At 31.9% G+C, this 13,983-nt stretch carries 13 protein-coding genes; 9 read left to right on the forward strand and 4 right to left on the reverse strand.

Annotated features, from left to right (window positions below; translation table 11 throughout):
• Positions 1-33 precede the first annotated feature (33 nt).
• On the forward strand, positions 34-738 hold the full coding sequence (locus tag ABD941_RS14360; protein ID WP_345274831.1) for a toxin-antitoxin system YwqK family antitoxin: 705 nt from the start codon (positions 34-36) through the stop codon (positions 736-738).
• Positions 739-812: 74 nt separating this feature from the next.
• On the opposite strand, the gene ABD941_RS14365 is transcribed toward ABD941_RS14360, so the two are convergent.
• Positions 813-2,213, reverse strand: coding sequence for a fasciclin domain-containing protein (locus tag ABD941_RS14365; RefSeq protein WP_345274832.1), 1,401 nt, complete (start codon positions 2,211-2,213; stop codon positions 813-815).
• A 183-nt stretch (positions 2,214-2,396) separates the two neighbouring features.
• Between ABD941_RS14365 and mnmA the strand changes: the two genes are divergently transcribed.
• The 5 genes from mnmA to ABD941_RS14390 all read left to right on the forward strand — a co-directional run bounded on the left by mnmA (position 2,397) and on the right by ABD941_RS14390 (position 7,207).
• Positions 2,397-3,584: a tRNA 2-thiouridine(34) synthase MnmA gene (mnmA, locus tag ABD941_RS14370; RefSeq protein WP_345274833.1), complete on the forward strand. Its 1,188-nt coding sequence runs from the start codon at positions 2,397-2,399 to the stop codon at positions 3,582-3,584.
• Positions 3,585-3,668: 84 nt separating this feature from the next.
• Entirely contained in the window at positions 3,669-4,610 is a 942-nt protein-coding gene (locus ABD941_RS14375; protein WP_345274834.1) for an NAD(P)H-dependent flavin oxidoreductase, read from the forward strand.
• A gap of 354 nt (positions 4,611-4,964) precedes the next feature.
• Positions 4,965-6,389 (forward strand): MATE family efflux transporter, encoded by a 1,425-nt coding sequence (locus ABD941_RS14380; protein WP_345274835.1) that lies wholly within the window; start codon positions 4,965-4,967, stop codon positions 6,387-6,389.
• Positions 6,361-6,588 (forward strand): hypothetical protein, encoded by a 228-nt coding sequence (locus ABD941_RS14385; protein ID WP_345274836.1) that lies wholly within the window; start codon positions 6,361-6,363, stop codon positions 6,586-6,588. The genes ABD941_RS14380 and ABD941_RS14385 overlap by 29 nt, the downstream gene beginning before the upstream one ends.
• 49 nt (positions 6,589-6,637) lie before the next feature.
• The gene (locus ABD941_RS14390) at positions 6,638-7,207 is read left to right on the forward strand and encodes a phosphatase PAP2 family protein (protein ID WP_345274837.1); all 570 of its coding nucleotides are present in this window, start codon (positions 6,638-6,640) and stop codon (positions 7,205-7,207) included.
• On the opposite strand, the gene meaB is transcribed toward ABD941_RS14390, so the two are convergent.
• The 3 genes from meaB to ABD941_RS14405 form a co-directional block, all read right to left on the reverse strand.
• Complete coding sequence (gene meaB, locus ABD941_RS14395; protein ID WP_345274838.1) at positions 7,204-8,280, reverse strand: methylmalonyl Co-A mutase-associated GTPase MeaB; 1,077 nt, start codon at positions 8,278-8,280, stop codon at positions 7,204-7,206. The two genes, ABD941_RS14390 and meaB, sit on opposite strands and share 4 nt — an antisense overlap.
• A gap of 123 nt (positions 8,281-8,403) precedes the next feature.
• Positions 8,404-9,201: a class I SAM-dependent methyltransferase gene (locus ABD941_RS14400; protein WP_345274839.1), complete on the reverse strand. Its 798-nt coding sequence runs from the start codon at positions 9,199-9,201 to the stop codon at positions 8,404-8,406.
• Positions 9,191-9,439: a hypothetical protein gene (locus ABD941_RS14405; protein WP_345274840.1), complete on the reverse strand. Its 249-nt coding sequence runs from the start codon at positions 9,437-9,439 to the stop codon at positions 9,191-9,193. The genes ABD941_RS14400 and ABD941_RS14405 overlap by 11 nt, the downstream gene beginning before the upstream one ends.
• 318 nt (positions 9,440-9,757) lie before the next feature.
• Here ABD941_RS14405 and ABD941_RS14410 point away from each other — a divergent pair, with 318 nt between their 5' ends.
• From ABD941_RS14410 to ABD941_RS14420, 3 genes are read left to right on the forward strand one after another with little or no spacing between them, the layout of a single operon-like run.
• On the forward strand, positions 9,758-11,710 hold the full coding sequence (locus ABD941_RS14410; RefSeq protein WP_345274841.1) for a peptidylprolyl isomerase: 1,953 nt from the start codon (positions 9,758-9,760) through the stop codon (positions 11,708-11,710).
• Between the two features lie 57 nt (positions 11,711-11,767).
• Complete coding sequence (locus ABD941_RS14415; RefSeq protein ID WP_345274879.1) at positions 11,768-12,565, forward strand: peptidyl-prolyl cis-trans isomerase; 798 nt, start codon at positions 11,768-11,770, stop codon at positions 12,563-12,565.
• Complete coding sequence (locus ABD941_RS14420) at positions 12,528-13,979, forward strand: peptidylprolyl isomerase (protein ID WP_345274842.1); 1,452 nt, start codon at positions 12,528-12,530, stop codon at positions 13,977-13,979. Before ABD941_RS14415 ends, ABD941_RS14420 begins: the two co-directional genes overlap by 38 nt.
• Positions 13,980-13,983: the final 4 nt, after the last annotated feature.

Raw genomic sequence — 13,983 nt, forward strand, 5'->3', positions numbered from 1 at the left:
AATTCCAGCAAAACCAAGACAAATACTTTTAAAATGAAGACATTTTATGGATTTATGTTTATTCTATCTTCAGTTAGTTTACTAGTTGCACAAGATATTAATCAATTTGATGGTAACGGAAAGCGTCATGGTATTTGGAAAAAGAACTTTCATGATACCCAAGTTTTGAGGTATGAAGGCGCTTTTTTTCATGGAAAGGAAATAGGGCTTTTTAAATTTTATAAAAACATAAAAAAGAAAGCTGTTTTAACAGCTACAAAACAATTTAATAAAGCCAATAATATTACGGATGTTAAGTTCTTGACTTCAAATGCTAAGGTGATTAGTGAAGGGCAAATGCGTGGTAAAACATATATAGGTACTTGGAAGTATTATCAAAAAAACTCAGATAGACTTTTAACTTTAGAGTATTATGATGATTTTGGTAAATTAACCGGTAAGCGTTTGGTGTATTACCCTAACGGACAAATAGCAGAAGAACAACATTACTCGGAAGGTAAATTAGACGGTAACTCTTTTTGGTATTCTGTAAATGGTGTCCTTTTAAAAGAATTTATTTATGTAAATGGTGAATTGCATGGGATATCAAAATTTTATAGCCCAAAAGGCGAATTAATATCTGAAGGTGCTTATAAAAATGGTAAAAAGCATGGTATTTGGACATACTATAAAAATAGTAAAATGGTCAATAAAAAAGACTTTACTTATAAACCTAAATACATAAAAAAAACGCCTTAATTGCTTAAGGCGCTCTCTTTCTCATAGACAATTTTAAATAGTTGCCTACAATCAACAAATCAAACTAAACCTTTTTAATTAGCAGGTAATAAAACACTATCAATAACATGAACAACACCATTGGTTGCATGTACATTTAATAAAGTGGTAACTAAACCTGCAGGAGTTGCTGATCCAGCTGCATCTTGAATTGTTAAAGTATCTAAGTCTATCGTTACGTTTTGTCCATTTAGCATCGGCGCTTGTAGGTCATCTGTTAAATCCGTTGAAAAGATATATACACTAGGTTGTACAACATGATGCGTTAATATTGGAACTAAAGCTTCAGCAGATGTTGCATTAATAGCGGCTACGTCTGCAAAACCAGCGGCCATAAAAGCAGCATCAGTTGGAGCAAATACCGTAAAAGGTCCAGCAGTACCAAATGTATCACCTAAACCAGCTTGTGCTAGTGCAGCAGCTAACATTGTAAATTCTGCAGGATCTCCTGAAGCAAGGCTAGCAACTATTTCATTAATTGTATTCGTAGGTGGGATTAAAGTTCTGTCAATGACGTGAACTACACCATTTGATCCTGTAATGTTAGTATCAACAACTTCAGTTGTTCCGTTTATAAATACACCGCTTCCTGCATTGGTTACATATATATTTCCACCAACAGTTCCAACTTCTGCGGCTGATCCATCAGTAGTTGGTAGCATAGAAGCCATAATGGTAGCACCATTAATAACATGATAAGCTAATATGGCATCTGCACCATTAACATCTGTAATTCCAGCAGCTGCAAAAGCGTCATTAGTAGGAGCAAATAGTGTTAAACCATTTCCATCAGTACCATCACTTAAAAGTAATTCTAATATACTTGGGTCAGCTGCAAGAACTGCAGCAATAAGCGTAGTAAAGTTTTTATTAAAGTAAGCAGGCGCTACAATAGTTCCTACTATAGGTAACATAGATGGTGGTACAAGAACACTATTTATTATATGAACAATACCATTGGTACCTGATACATCTGGCATAGTAACTTGGGCATTATCTAAGAATACACCATCATTATTTACTAGCACTTCAACAGTTTCGCCACCAGCCATAGTTATGGTTCCTGATGTTACCGCACTAGCTTCTAATGCAGCAGAAGCAAAGACATGATGCTGTAATACACTTTTTAATACATCTTCTGGAATATCATCAATAGAAGTTTGTCCTATAGCAGCTAATAAAGCAGTAAAGGCAGCATTATCTGGAGCAAATACTGTAAAAGTACCGTCACTACTTAATAAGTCTACTAAATCTGGATACTTTATAAGTGCAGATGCTAAACTAGAAAGTTGTGGTGTTGCTTGTGCAAGATCTACAATACTATTAGTAGGAACAGGTGCTACTATATTATTATCATCATCACTGCTACATGAGGTTACTAAAATAAATCCTATTAATAGGAAAGTTAAATTTGTGATATTTTTTAATGTTTTCATTGTTTTTATGTATTAGTTATACTTTGTTTAACAAAAATAATAAATAATTAAACAAAAAAACAAATTTTGTTGAATAAAATTTTAAAATAATTAAACAAAAGTGTATTTCATCGATTTTTTAAAACTTTAAGACATTATGAAATACTGTTATAATATGTATCTTTGTAGACTAATTTTTTTAGAATGAAACGTGTTGTTATTGGTCTTTCAGGAGGTGTTGATTCTAGCGTTGCAGCTTATTTATTAAAGCAGCAAGGCTATGAGGTTATTGGATTGTTTATGAAAAACTGGCATGATGATTCGGTGACTATATCAAATGAATGTCCTTGGTTAGATGATAGCAACGATGCTATGTTGGTTGCTGAAAAACTGGGTGTTCCGTTTCAAACAGTAGATTTAAGTGAACAATATAAAGAACGTATTGTTGATTATATGTTCCATGAATATGAAAAAGGCAGAACACCAAACCCCGATGTACTTTGTAATAGAGAAATAAAGTTTGATGTTTTCATGGACATAGCTCTTGAGTTAGGTGCTGATTTTGTAGCAACAGGACATTATTGTAGAAAAGGAACAATTCAAAAAGAAGGAAAAGATATTTATCAATTATTGGCGGGTGTAGATGGTAATAAAGATCAATCCTATTTTTTATGTCAGTTGTCACAAGAACAATTAGCAAAATCGTTATTTCCAATTGGAGAATTAACAAAACCTCAAGTTCGAGAAATAGCAATGGAATTGGATTTAGTTACAGCAGAAAAGAAAGATTCTCAAGGCCTTTGTTTTATAGGTAAGGTGAAATTACCTGATTTTCTTCAACAACAATTAAAACCAAAAGAAGGCGTTATTGTAGAGGTTCCAAAAGAACAAGACGTTTTTGTGCAAGCAGAACCTGAGTTTAATTCGACTGAAGAAAAACTAGCGTATTTATCTCGAAAAATTGACTACAAGATCGATGATGGTAAAATAGTAGGTAAACATCAAGGCGCGCATTACTTTACAAAAGGACAACGAAAAGGGCTAGCCGTTGGTGGTACTATAGAACCATTATTTGTCATAGACACTGATGTTGATGAGAATGTGATTTATACAGGTCAAGGAAAAGAACATCCAGGATTATATAAAAAAGCCTTATTTGTAACTAACGAAGAATTGCATTGGGTTCGTGAAGACTTGACTTTAAAAGTTGATGAAACCATGACTGTTAAGGCACGAATTCGTTACCGTCAAGCATTAGAAAGTGCTACATTATATAAAGTCGATTCAGGCTTGTACGTCGAGTTTGATAATCCACAATCTGCAATAACCGAAGGTCAATTTGTTGCGTGGTATAAGGAAGATGAACTTATTGGTTCAGGAGTGATTTCTTAATATAGCTCATGCTAAATTTGCTAAAGAATGCATGCAGAAATTTAACTTAAAATGCGTAAATTTCTGCATTCTTATTATAATTTTATGGCAAATAGAATAACAGAACTTTTCAATATAAAATACCCAATCATTCAAGCTGGAATGATTTGGAATAGTGGTTGGCGCTTAGCATCAGCATCAAGTAATTCTGGAATATTGGGACTTATTGGAGCAGGTTCCATGTACCCTGAGGTGCTAAGAGAGCACATTCAAAAATGTAAAAAAGCGACAGATAAGCCTTTTGGGATTAATGTGCCTATGCTATACCCCAATATTCAGGAGGTTATGGATATTATAATACAAGAAGGTGTCAAGATTGTATTTACTTCAGCGGGCAATCCAAAAACATGGACGTCTTGGTTAAAAGAACATGGCGTTACGGTTGTACACGTTGTAAGTAGTGTCAAGTTTGCTTTAAAAGCACAAGAGGCAGGTGTTGATGCCATTGTGGCTGAAGGCTTTGAAGCTGGTGGTCATAATGGGAGGGATGAGACTACAACATTGGCGCTTATTCCTATGGTCAAAGAAAAAATTCAAATTCCATTAATAGCCGCAGGTGGTATTGCAAATGGAAAAGCCATGTTGGCTACAATGATTTTAGGAGCAGATGGCGTACAGGTAGGAAGTCGATTTGTAGCCAGCGAAGAGAGTTCGGCACACCAAGCCTTTAAACAAACTGTTGTTGATGCCAAAGAGGGCGATACACAATTAACCTTAAAAGAATTAGCGCCAGTAAGATTAATTAAAAATAAGTTTTATGATGATGTTCAAGAACTCTATAAAACAGCCCCGACACCAGAACAATTAAAAACCTTATTAGGACGAGCACGCGCAAAAAAAGGTATGTTTGAAGGCGATTTAGAAGAGGGAGAACTTGAAATAGGTCAAATTTCTGGGCTGATTCATGATATTAAACCTGTTTCTAAAATTGTAAACGATATTATAAACGAGTTTGAAGATGCTAAAAGAATGGTTTCTAGTTTATAAATTTTTGGTTTTAGAAATTTGTCAATAGAAATATTATAATAAATGCGATTATAGATTAGTGTAAAAGGAATATTAATGTGTTAAATAAAAAGGAGGAAACTAATGTTTCCTCCTTTTAAATATCGAAACTAAAGCGGTTGTATTTTTAATCCCTATAAAATATGTGCTAATGGTTTCTATAAGTGCTATATGTCTTAGTGAGATCTTTCTAAAGCCATGCAAATGTATGAAAACACAACTCTGTAGAAAATAAAACCTGTATGAAGTTATTAACAAATGTTAATAGTATGCCTTGATAAAAAAGAATACTATGCTATAATTAAAAATACGAGGTCTAAAGTTTACTTTTGCTAAATGCAATTAAAGAATTACACCAAAGAGTTTAGATACAATTGGAAACTTGCTGCACCAGTTATGTTGGGTATGCTAGGCCATACTTTTGTTAGTTTTGTGGATAACATTATGGTAGGACAATTAGGTACAGCAGAATTGGCTGCGGTATCTTTAGGTAATAGTTTTATGTTTATTGCTATGTCTTTGGGTATTGGTTTTTCTACCGCCATTACGCCCTTAATTGCGGAAGCAGATTCAGCTAATGATTTTATTAGAGGAAAATCATCTTTCAAACACGGTCTATTTTTATGTACGGTTTTGGGTGTGTTACTTTTTTTAATGGTGTTTTTTGCTAAGCCTTTAATGTATTTAATGAAACAACCTGTTGAAGTTGTTGAGCTAGCCATTCCGTATTTGGATTTGGTAGCATTTTCATTAATTCCATTAATTGTTTTTCAAGGATTTAAGCAGTTTAGTGATGGTTTATCTATGACTAAATACCCCATGTATGCAACGCTTATAGGGAATGTTATTAATATTATTTTAAACTATGTATTTATTTTTGGAAAATTTGGTTTTCCAGAATTAGGCATTGTTGGAGCAGCTTATGGCACTTTAGCTTCTCGGATTATTATGGTTTGGTATTTATGGCTTTTATTAAGAGGGAAAGAAAAATCTAAAGCTTTTGTTACTCAAATTAAATTCTTTGTTTTAGATAAGTTGATGCTTAAGAAAATCATCAATTTAGGTGCGCCAAGTGCCATGCAAATGTTTTTTGAAGTCGCCATATTTACAGCGGCTATATGGTTAAGTGGTTTATTAGGTAAAAACCCGCAAGCCGCAAATCAAATAGCACTTAATTTAAGTTCAATGACTTTTATGGTAGTTATGGGACTAAGTGTAGCTGCTATGATTCGGGTTGGTAACCAAAAAGGCTTAAAAGCTTATTTTGAATTACGCCGTATTGCGTTTTCGTTATTTTTAATGGGTATGTTATTTGCCATTAGCTTTGCTATTATTTTCTTTGTATTCCATGATTATTTACCAAGAATTTATGTGGATTTTGATGACCCAAAGGACTTAATGGATAATACCGAAGTTGTAAAAATAGCATCAAAATTACTGATAGCGGCTGCTATTTTTCAAATAAGCGATAGTATACAAGTCCTTGTTTTAGGGGCTTTACGTGGATTACAGGATGTTAAAATCCCAACTATAATTACTTTTATTTCCTATTGGTTAATTGGCTTTCCAATAAGCTGGTTTTTAGGCAAAGAAGATGCTTATGGTAGTTTTGGTATTTGGTTAGGACTTCTTGCAGGTTTAACAACAGCAGCAATTTTATTGTATATTCGATTTAATTATTTGACAAAAAAACTAATTTTGTCTAACAAACAACAATTAACAACTAAAATAGATGACACTCCCAAAATTTATACTAGGTGATAATACGGAATATCCAAATGCTATTTATGTCATTCATACAGAATTCCCGAGGTTTATTATAAATCTAGAAAATGATGAAGTGGAATGGTTTGAAGATTTTGATGCTGAAGATCAAAAAGAATTAGAAATCGAAACTGAAAATGCTATTAAAGAAGCTACCGATTTTTATGATAATGAAGTAGCAAAATACGATGCATAATTGCTTTAGTATTTTGATAACTATTAGGGTTTGTAATAAAAAAAAATAAATGATTGAACAACTTCTAAACTACGACACCAAACTGTTTTTATTCTTAAACAGTTTAGGATCCGAAACATGGGATTATTTGTGGTTAGTAATAACTAACAAACTTACTTTTATTCCATTATATGCTATTTTATTATTTCTGTTGTATAAAAAATATGGTTTAAAATCATTGTTGGTCTTTGTTGTTGTAGTTGCTTTAATGATAACCTTTACAGACCAAATCACAAATGTTTTTAAGCGTGGTTTTCAGCGTTCAAGACCATGTGGTGAAGCAGATTTAATAGATCAAATACGCTTTATTGCAGTACGTTGTGGTAAGTATGGCTTTTTTTCTGGACATTCATCAAACTCCATGGCAGCAGCAGTATTTGCTGGTTTAATGTTGAAAACATACTATAAAAATTTAATATTTATATTGTTGTTTTGGAGTGCAATTGTAGCTTATAGTAGAATTTATATAGGCGTACATTATCCTTTAGACATTGTTTGCGGATTAACTTTTGGAGCTATTTCTGGATTCTTGTTTTATAAACTAAGTCATTATTTGCTAAAACGCTTTGTGAATGATTAATTGTTTATTGAAAGCAAATAATCGGCAGCAGCAAAAGGTGTGGTTTGATTGGTTTCAATGAGTTGCAATTGGTTTTTTAATGCGCTTTTAATTTTAGGTGTATTAAAAAAATCTGATTTTAATTGATCTTCTATAGTTTGAATAAGCCAAAATTTATTCTGTTCGTTTCGTTTTGTGTTGAAGTAATTATTTTCAGAAGTGATTTTAACATACTCTAAAATAATTTCCCAAATAGCATCAATGCCTTCATTTTTTAGAGCACTACATAGTGTTACCTTTGGTTGCCAATGTGATGATTTTTCTGGGTAGAGGTGAAGCGCTCTATTAAATTCTACTTTAGCTAGTTTTGCTTTTTTTAAATTGTCACCATCAGCCTTATTAATGGCTATAGCATCGGCCATTTCTATAATACCACGTTTTATACCTTGCAATTCGTCACCTGCTCCTGCTAACTTTAATAATAAAAAGAAATCGACCATACTATGCACAGTGGTTTCACTTTGACCAACACCAACCGTTTCAATAATAATGACATCAAAACCTGCAGCTTCACATAAAATAATAGTCTCTCTGGTTTTTCTGGCTACGCCTCCTAAAGATTCACCCGAAGCAGATGGACGAATAAAAGCATTATCATCTTTTACTAAATTTTCCATTCTGGTTTTATCACCTAAAATACTACCTTTTGTAATCGAGCTACTTGGATCTATAGCAAGAACAGCAACACGTTTCCCTATGGCTGTTAAGTGTTTTCCAAAAACCTCGATAAATGTACTCTTACCAACACCAGGAACACCAGTAATACCAATACGAACAGCCTTATTAGAATAGGGTAAGCAGCCCTTTATGATAGTATTAGCTTTTTCTAGATGTTTAGGGTTTTTACTTTCAATAAGAGTGATAGCACGACTTAATGCTGTAATATCTTTATTTAAAATAGATGCTACCAGTGCATCTGTATTAATTCCCGTTTTGCGTTTGTCCTTAATAGATTTGATTTTAGAAGTATTGGTGATTTCTGATATAGAAACCCCTTTTTTATTTTCTAATGCCGATTTAGTTTTTTTTGCCATAACTATCCCCATGTTTATTAGGAATGTATAAATGTTTGTCTAATTTACAATTTATTTTCTTTAGGATTCTTTGTTACTATGAGTTGTTTTCAATGGTATAAAATATTACGATTATCCTAATATTTAAATAGAATCCAGTGGTTTTTTCCCAATAATAAATAAATAATCCCCTAAATCGTTTTTAAAAGAATTAATAATCTTTTGAATGGTATTATTTGCAATATCTTTATGAAGTTCTATTAATCCTGTTTCAACTTCAGTTGTATTGGCAAGTGAAGAGAAAGAGGAAATACCTTGTCTTATTTTTGGGCTCAAATAAAGTTTAGGATTATGTTTTCCGCAGTATAAAAATAAATCTTTAAGGTCTGGCTTTACATTATATATTTCGGTTTTGCTTATCAAAAACCCAGAATGATTCATTACGTTTTCTATAGTTTTTAAAGAAGGCATTTGAGTCATGGAATCTTCAAGCATTTTTGGGAAATAATGATTCAACCAGTAGCCTTTCATTTGTTTTGGAGTAGAAGTAAAAATAACAATCGTACCATTAGGCTTTAATATACTATACAGTTCTGAAAACCCTTGTTCAAAATCTTTCCAATGATGAATAGTTAAGCTTGCCATAATACCGTCTATACTATTAGGTTTTATTTTGGTATTCTCTGCTTGTCCTTGTCGCCAATCTATATTGGGGTTTTTCAGCTTTGCCCTTTCGAGCATTTTATTAGAAGGGTCAATACCTATAAATCGGAATCCCTTTTTTTGAAGCGCGTTTGTATAGTTTCCTGTGCCACAACCAATGTCTAAATACACGCCATCTGCTTTTGGGTTTAGGTTTGTAAAGAGGCATTCAGCTATAAACGGATCGGCTTTACGTGTTTTATTATAATTTAAACCAATACTATCGTATTTAGCTGTCATGTTTTTTGGTATAAACTTGTCCTCTATGAGGTTTTAAAGTATCTCTAATGGGTTTCATTTGGCTTTCATCAACAACTAAAAAAGCTATAGTATGTATATTGTTTAAGCTTTCAACCCCAGTAATCGTAATGCTCAAACGTTCCGATGCGATGTATTCTTTTAAATGAATTTCGTGGTGTTGAGCTATTTTGTATGCATCAGGTCCGCGAAAGTCCCAGATTAATTTTAGTTTGCGCATATTTTTTTAAAACATTCTGTGTTAAAAAAGGTTATAAATGTACCATCAAATGTAATCATAAAAAATATAATGAACTCATTTGAATTTATTGAGTTAAGCCGAAAATTAGGCCTTTTGTGACCAATTGAAGGCTTTTTTTGTTACATAGTATCGCTACGGAACAAAAAAAAGACAAAAAGTGACTGCAAAAGGGCAATTTTTAGCTAATTAAAAGGTTTGAATGGGTGCAACATTTACTTTCTTTAATCGTTTGTAAAACAACTTGTATTATAGCTATATATTATTATTTTTGTAACCATTCAATTAATTTTTTATTCCATGAAATTAAATTTTTTTTTCATTTTATTTTTAACGTTATCAGTATTAAATGTAGATGCACAATCTAACAATGAAGATATACTTTTCAGTGTTCAAGGAGAGCCCGTTTACACATCAGAATTTTTAAGGGTTTATAATAAAAACCTAGATTTAGTTCAAGATGAATCTCAAAAAGATGTTGATGAATATTTAAAATTATTTACGAGCTATAAGCTAAAGTTAAAAGAAGCTAAAGCCTTAGATTTACATAAAAAGACATCATATTTAAGAGAATTATCCAATTACAAAAAACAACTTGCTAAAAGTTTTATAACAGATACGAAAGTTACAGATGCTTTGGTTAAGGAAGCTTATGATAGACTGTCGCATGATGTAAAGGCCAATCATATTTTAATAAAAGTATCTGAAAATGCTAGTCCAGAAGATACACTTGTGGCTTTTAATAGTATTATGAAGTTGCGTAACAGAGCTTTAAATGAAGGCTTTGAAAAAGTAAGGGCAGAAGTTCATAACGGACAAACCGTTTACGGAGAAAAATTAGGGTATTTTACAGGCTTTAAAATGGTTTATAAATTTGAAACTGCAGCTTTTAATACCAATGTTGGTGATATTTCCCAACCATTTAGGACGCGTTTTGGATACCATATCGTTAATGTTTTAGATAAACGAAAATCAAGAGGCGAGCGTACAGTAGCGCATATTATGGTTGTTAATAAAGAAAAGGATTCATTGGCCGAAAAGCCAGAAATTAGAATTCAAGAATTATATAAAAAATTAAATCAAGGTGAAGATTTTGAATCTTTAGCAAAACAGTTTTCAGATGATAAAAATTCTGCGCAAAAAGGCGGTATGTTATCGCCAATTTCCAGTGGTCAGTTAAGTGTACAAGAGTTTGAAGATGTTGTTTTTAATTTAGATAATATAGGTGATATATCTGAGCCTTTTAAAACCAATTATGGTTGGCATATTGTTAAGTTATATGGTAAAAAACTTGTACCTGACTTTGAAATCATGAAACCTGAATTGGTAGAAAAAGTAAAACGTGATGATAGGTCTAAATTGATTGACGAGGCTTTGGTTGATAAACTTAAAAAGCGTTATAATGTTGATAACGAGTTTTCTGGAATAGATTACTTTATTTCTATATTTAATGACGATTATTTTAAAAAAACATGGAAGCTTCCAGCAGATTTTAAAGAAAATGAACCTTTGGTTAAAATAGGAAAAAAACAATTTTCTTATAAAGATTTTGGAGATTATTTGCAGAAAACACAACGCAATCGAACCCAAAAGGGCCCATATAAATCTATAATTTCTAGAAAGTATGAATCCTTTTTAAAGGATAATTTAATTCAGTATCAAGAGAATAATTTAGAAGAAGAGAACGAAGAATTTGCTCATATTGTCGGTGAGTATCGAGATGGTTTATTATTATTTGAATTGATGGAAACAACAATTTGGAATACGGCAAAAACAGATTCTATTGGTATTCAAGACTATTACAACAATCATAAAAATAATTATGTTCTACCAGAACGGATTGATGCTGTAGTGGCTTCATCAACAAAACAAAAAACACTTAAAAAAGTGTCTAAATTATTGACTGATGGTATGGCTCTAGATCAAATAAAATCACTTGTAAACAGTAACAATGAAATAGAAGTAATATTTACATCAGACATAATGGATGGCAAACATCAAGCGCTTCCTACTAATTTTAATTTTGAAAAGGGGATTTCTAAAATATACAAACACAATAATGCTTTCGTGTTGGTTCAAGTTAAAGAGGTCTTGCCACAAACTCAAAAAACATTAGAAGCGGCTAAGGGAACTGTTATTAGCGATTATCAAACTTATAAAGAAAAAAACTGGATTAAGGAGTTGGGTGAAAAATATAAAATAGTCATTAACCAAGAGGTTTTAACAAACGTAAAATCTCAACTTAAAAAGTAATAAGTGCGGACTAAAATCATCTTATTATTTCTGCTAACATTTGTGGTTTCATGTGATATGTTTAAAGTATTAGATGAAGGCAAACCTTTGGCTAGAGTTAATGAAACCTATTTATACCATGACGCTATTAAAGATTTAGTGCCAGAAGGAACACTAAAAGAAGATAGTACATTAATCATTCAAAATTTTATTAATCGATGGGCTACACAACAATTGTTTGTTGATGGTGCCAAGCTAAATTTAAACGAAGAAAAACAAGCTGCCTTTGATAAATTGGTAGTCCAGTATAAAAACGATTTATACTCCAAAGCCTATATAGAAGCATTGGTTAAAAGAAATATAGATACATTGGTCAATACCCAAGAAGCTGACATTTATTATAATAACAATAAAGAAGTTTTCAAGTTAAACGAAGAGTTACTTAAATTCCGTTACATACATGTAGATGAAAATATTATTGATTTTAAGACTATTAAAGAAAAATTCAAGCGGTACAATACCCAAGATAAAGAGCTTTTAGATTCTATATCCATACAATTTAAATCTTACTCATTAAATGATTCTATTTGGATAAAATTGAGTCATGTTATAAAGAAAATTCCAGCAGTTACTCCGGAAAATAAAAACCAACTGTTAAAAAAATCTAATTTTGTACAACTCAAAGATTCATTAGGAGTATATTTGATGCAAATTAATGATGTTCTGGTTAGAAATGACACTGCTCCGTTGGAATATGTTAAGCCAACTATAGATCAAATAGTCATTAACAAACGTAAGCTAGAACTTATTAAAGAATTAGAAAAAGATATCACAAAAGATGCTATTAAAAATAAACAATTTGAAATTTACAATTAATTTGAAACATACATTGCTTTTAGGTATAACTTTACTAACTCTAAATGTTCTATCTGCACAAGAAATTATAGAAGACGAAGTTAAAGAGGTCGTTAAAAAAGTCGATACAACACTTGCAAAAAATGCTAAAAAAATTGACGGGGTAGCTGCCGTAGTGGGGGATTATATTATCTTGGATTCCGATATAGACAAGGCCTATTTGCAATTACAAGCACAAGGTGTCAATACAAACGACATTGGAAAGTGCGAATTGTTTGGTAAGTTATTAGAAGATAAATTGTACGCACACCATGCCGTTCAAGATAGCATTCCGGTTTCGGATGCAGAGATCAGAAAAAATGTAGATTATCAGATTCAACAATTTTTACAGCAAACCAATGGATCTATGGAAAAACTTTTGGAGTTTTATAAAAAAGATGATGAAAAAAGTTTTAGAGATGAAATGTTTGAGATTAATAAATCCAATCAGCTGGCAGCTAAAATGCAATCTAAAATTGTTGAAGAAATAGAGATAACTCCAGAAGAGGTGAGAGATTTTTTTAATAAAATACCCGAAGAAGATAGACCTACTTTTGGAACAGAACTTAAAGTGGCTCAAATTGTAGCAGAACCAAAAGTTTCTGAAGAAGAAAAACAAAAAATCATTGACCGTTTAAAACAATTTAAAGCTGATATCATAGAAAATGGAGCTAGTTTCCGTTCTAAAGCTGTATTGTATTCTGACGACCCAGGATCCGCAAGTAAAGGGGGTAAATATACTTTAAATAGAAAACAACCACGAATGGTAAAAGAGTTTAGACAGGTTGCATTTTCTTTACAAGAAGGCGAAGTTTCAGAACCTTTTGAAACAGATTTTGGTTTTCATATTGTTACTTTAGAGAAAATAAGAGGACAAGAATATGATGTTGCCCACATATTATTAATACCAAAAGTATCTAGTGAAGCAGTAAAAGAGGCTAAAGAGCGTTTAGAAAAAACTAGAAAGCGTATTGTAGACGGTGATATTTCATTTGCTGATGCAGCTAGGGAAATTAGTGATGAAAAAGAAACAAAGAATGATGGAGGACAATTAATAAACCCAACCACACAAGACTATAATTTTGAATTAACGAGAATGGATACAGAACTATACGCTCAAATTCAAAATTTAAAAGATGATGAGATTAGTTTGGTTTTAAGTGAAGAAGACCGCAACCGTAAAGTTAAATTTAAAATATTAAAAGTTACCGATAGAGTTGATGAACATGAAGCAGATTATGCTCGCGATTATTTGAAAATAAAAGAACTAGCATTAGAAGAAAAAAAGATAAGAGCAATTGAAAAATGGCAAGAAGAAAAAATATTAGATACCTATATAAAAATTAGTGGAGCACACAGAACCTGTCAATTTTCTGGTAACTGGTTAAAAAAATAAGAAT

Origin of the sequence: Flaviramulus aquimarinus (assembly GCF_039543205.1) — a bacterium.
GTDB lineage: Bacteria > Bacteroidota > Bacteroidia > Flavobacteriales > Flavobacteriaceae > Flaviramulus_B > Flaviramulus_B aquimarinus.

Bases quoted from the DNA above. Each gene is read 5' to 3' on its own strand.
- ABD941_RS14415 (WP_345274879.1), top strand. From the start codon at position 11,768: ATGTTTAAAGTATTAGATGAAGGCAAACCTTTGGCTAGAGTTAATGAA.
- ABD941_RS14420 (WP_345274842.1), top strand. From the start codon at position 12,528: ATGCTATTAAAAATAAACAATTTGAAATTTACAATTAATTTGAAACAT.
- ABD941_RS14365 (WP_345274832.1), bottom strand. From the start codon at position 2,213: ATGAAAACATTAAAAAATATCACAAATTTAACTTTCCTATTAATAGGA.
- ABD941_RS14390 (WP_345274837.1), top strand. From the start codon at position 6,638: ATGATTGAACAACTTCTAAACTACGACACCAAACTGTTTTTATTCTTA.
- ABD941_RS14380 (WP_345274835.1), top strand. From the start codon at position 4,965: ATGCAATTAAAGAATTACACCAAAGAGTTTAGATACAATTGGAAACTT.
- ABD941_RS14405 (WP_345274840.1), bottom strand. From the start codon at position 9,439: ATGCGCAAACTAAAATTAATCTGGGACTTTCGCGGACCTGATGCATAC.
- ABD941_RS14375 (WP_345274834.1), top strand. From the start codon at position 3,669: ATGGCAAATAGAATAACAGAACTTTTCAATATAAAATACCCAATCATT.
- ABD941_RS14410 (WP_345274841.1), top strand. From the start codon at position 9,758: ATGAAATTAAATTTTTTTTTCATTTTATTTTTAACGTTATCAGTATTA.
- ABD941_RS14385 (WP_345274836.1), top strand. From the start codon at position 6,361: ATGACACTCCCAAAATTTATACTAGGTGATAATACGGAATATCCAAAT.
- mnmA (WP_345274833.1), top strand. From the start codon at position 2,397: ATGAAACGTGTTGTTATTGGTCTTTCAGGAGGTGTTGATTCTAGCGTT.
- ABD941_RS14360 (WP_345274831.1), top strand. From the start codon at position 34: ATGAAGACATTTTATGGATTTATGTTTATTCTATCTTCAGTTAGTTTA.
- ABD941_RS14400 (WP_345274839.1), bottom strand. From the start codon at position 9,201: ATGACAGCTAAATACGATAGTATTGGTTTAAATTATAATAAAACACGT.
- meaB (WP_345274838.1), bottom strand. From the start codon at position 8,280: ATGGCAAAAAAAACTAAATCGGCATTAGAAAATAAAAAAGGGGTTTCT.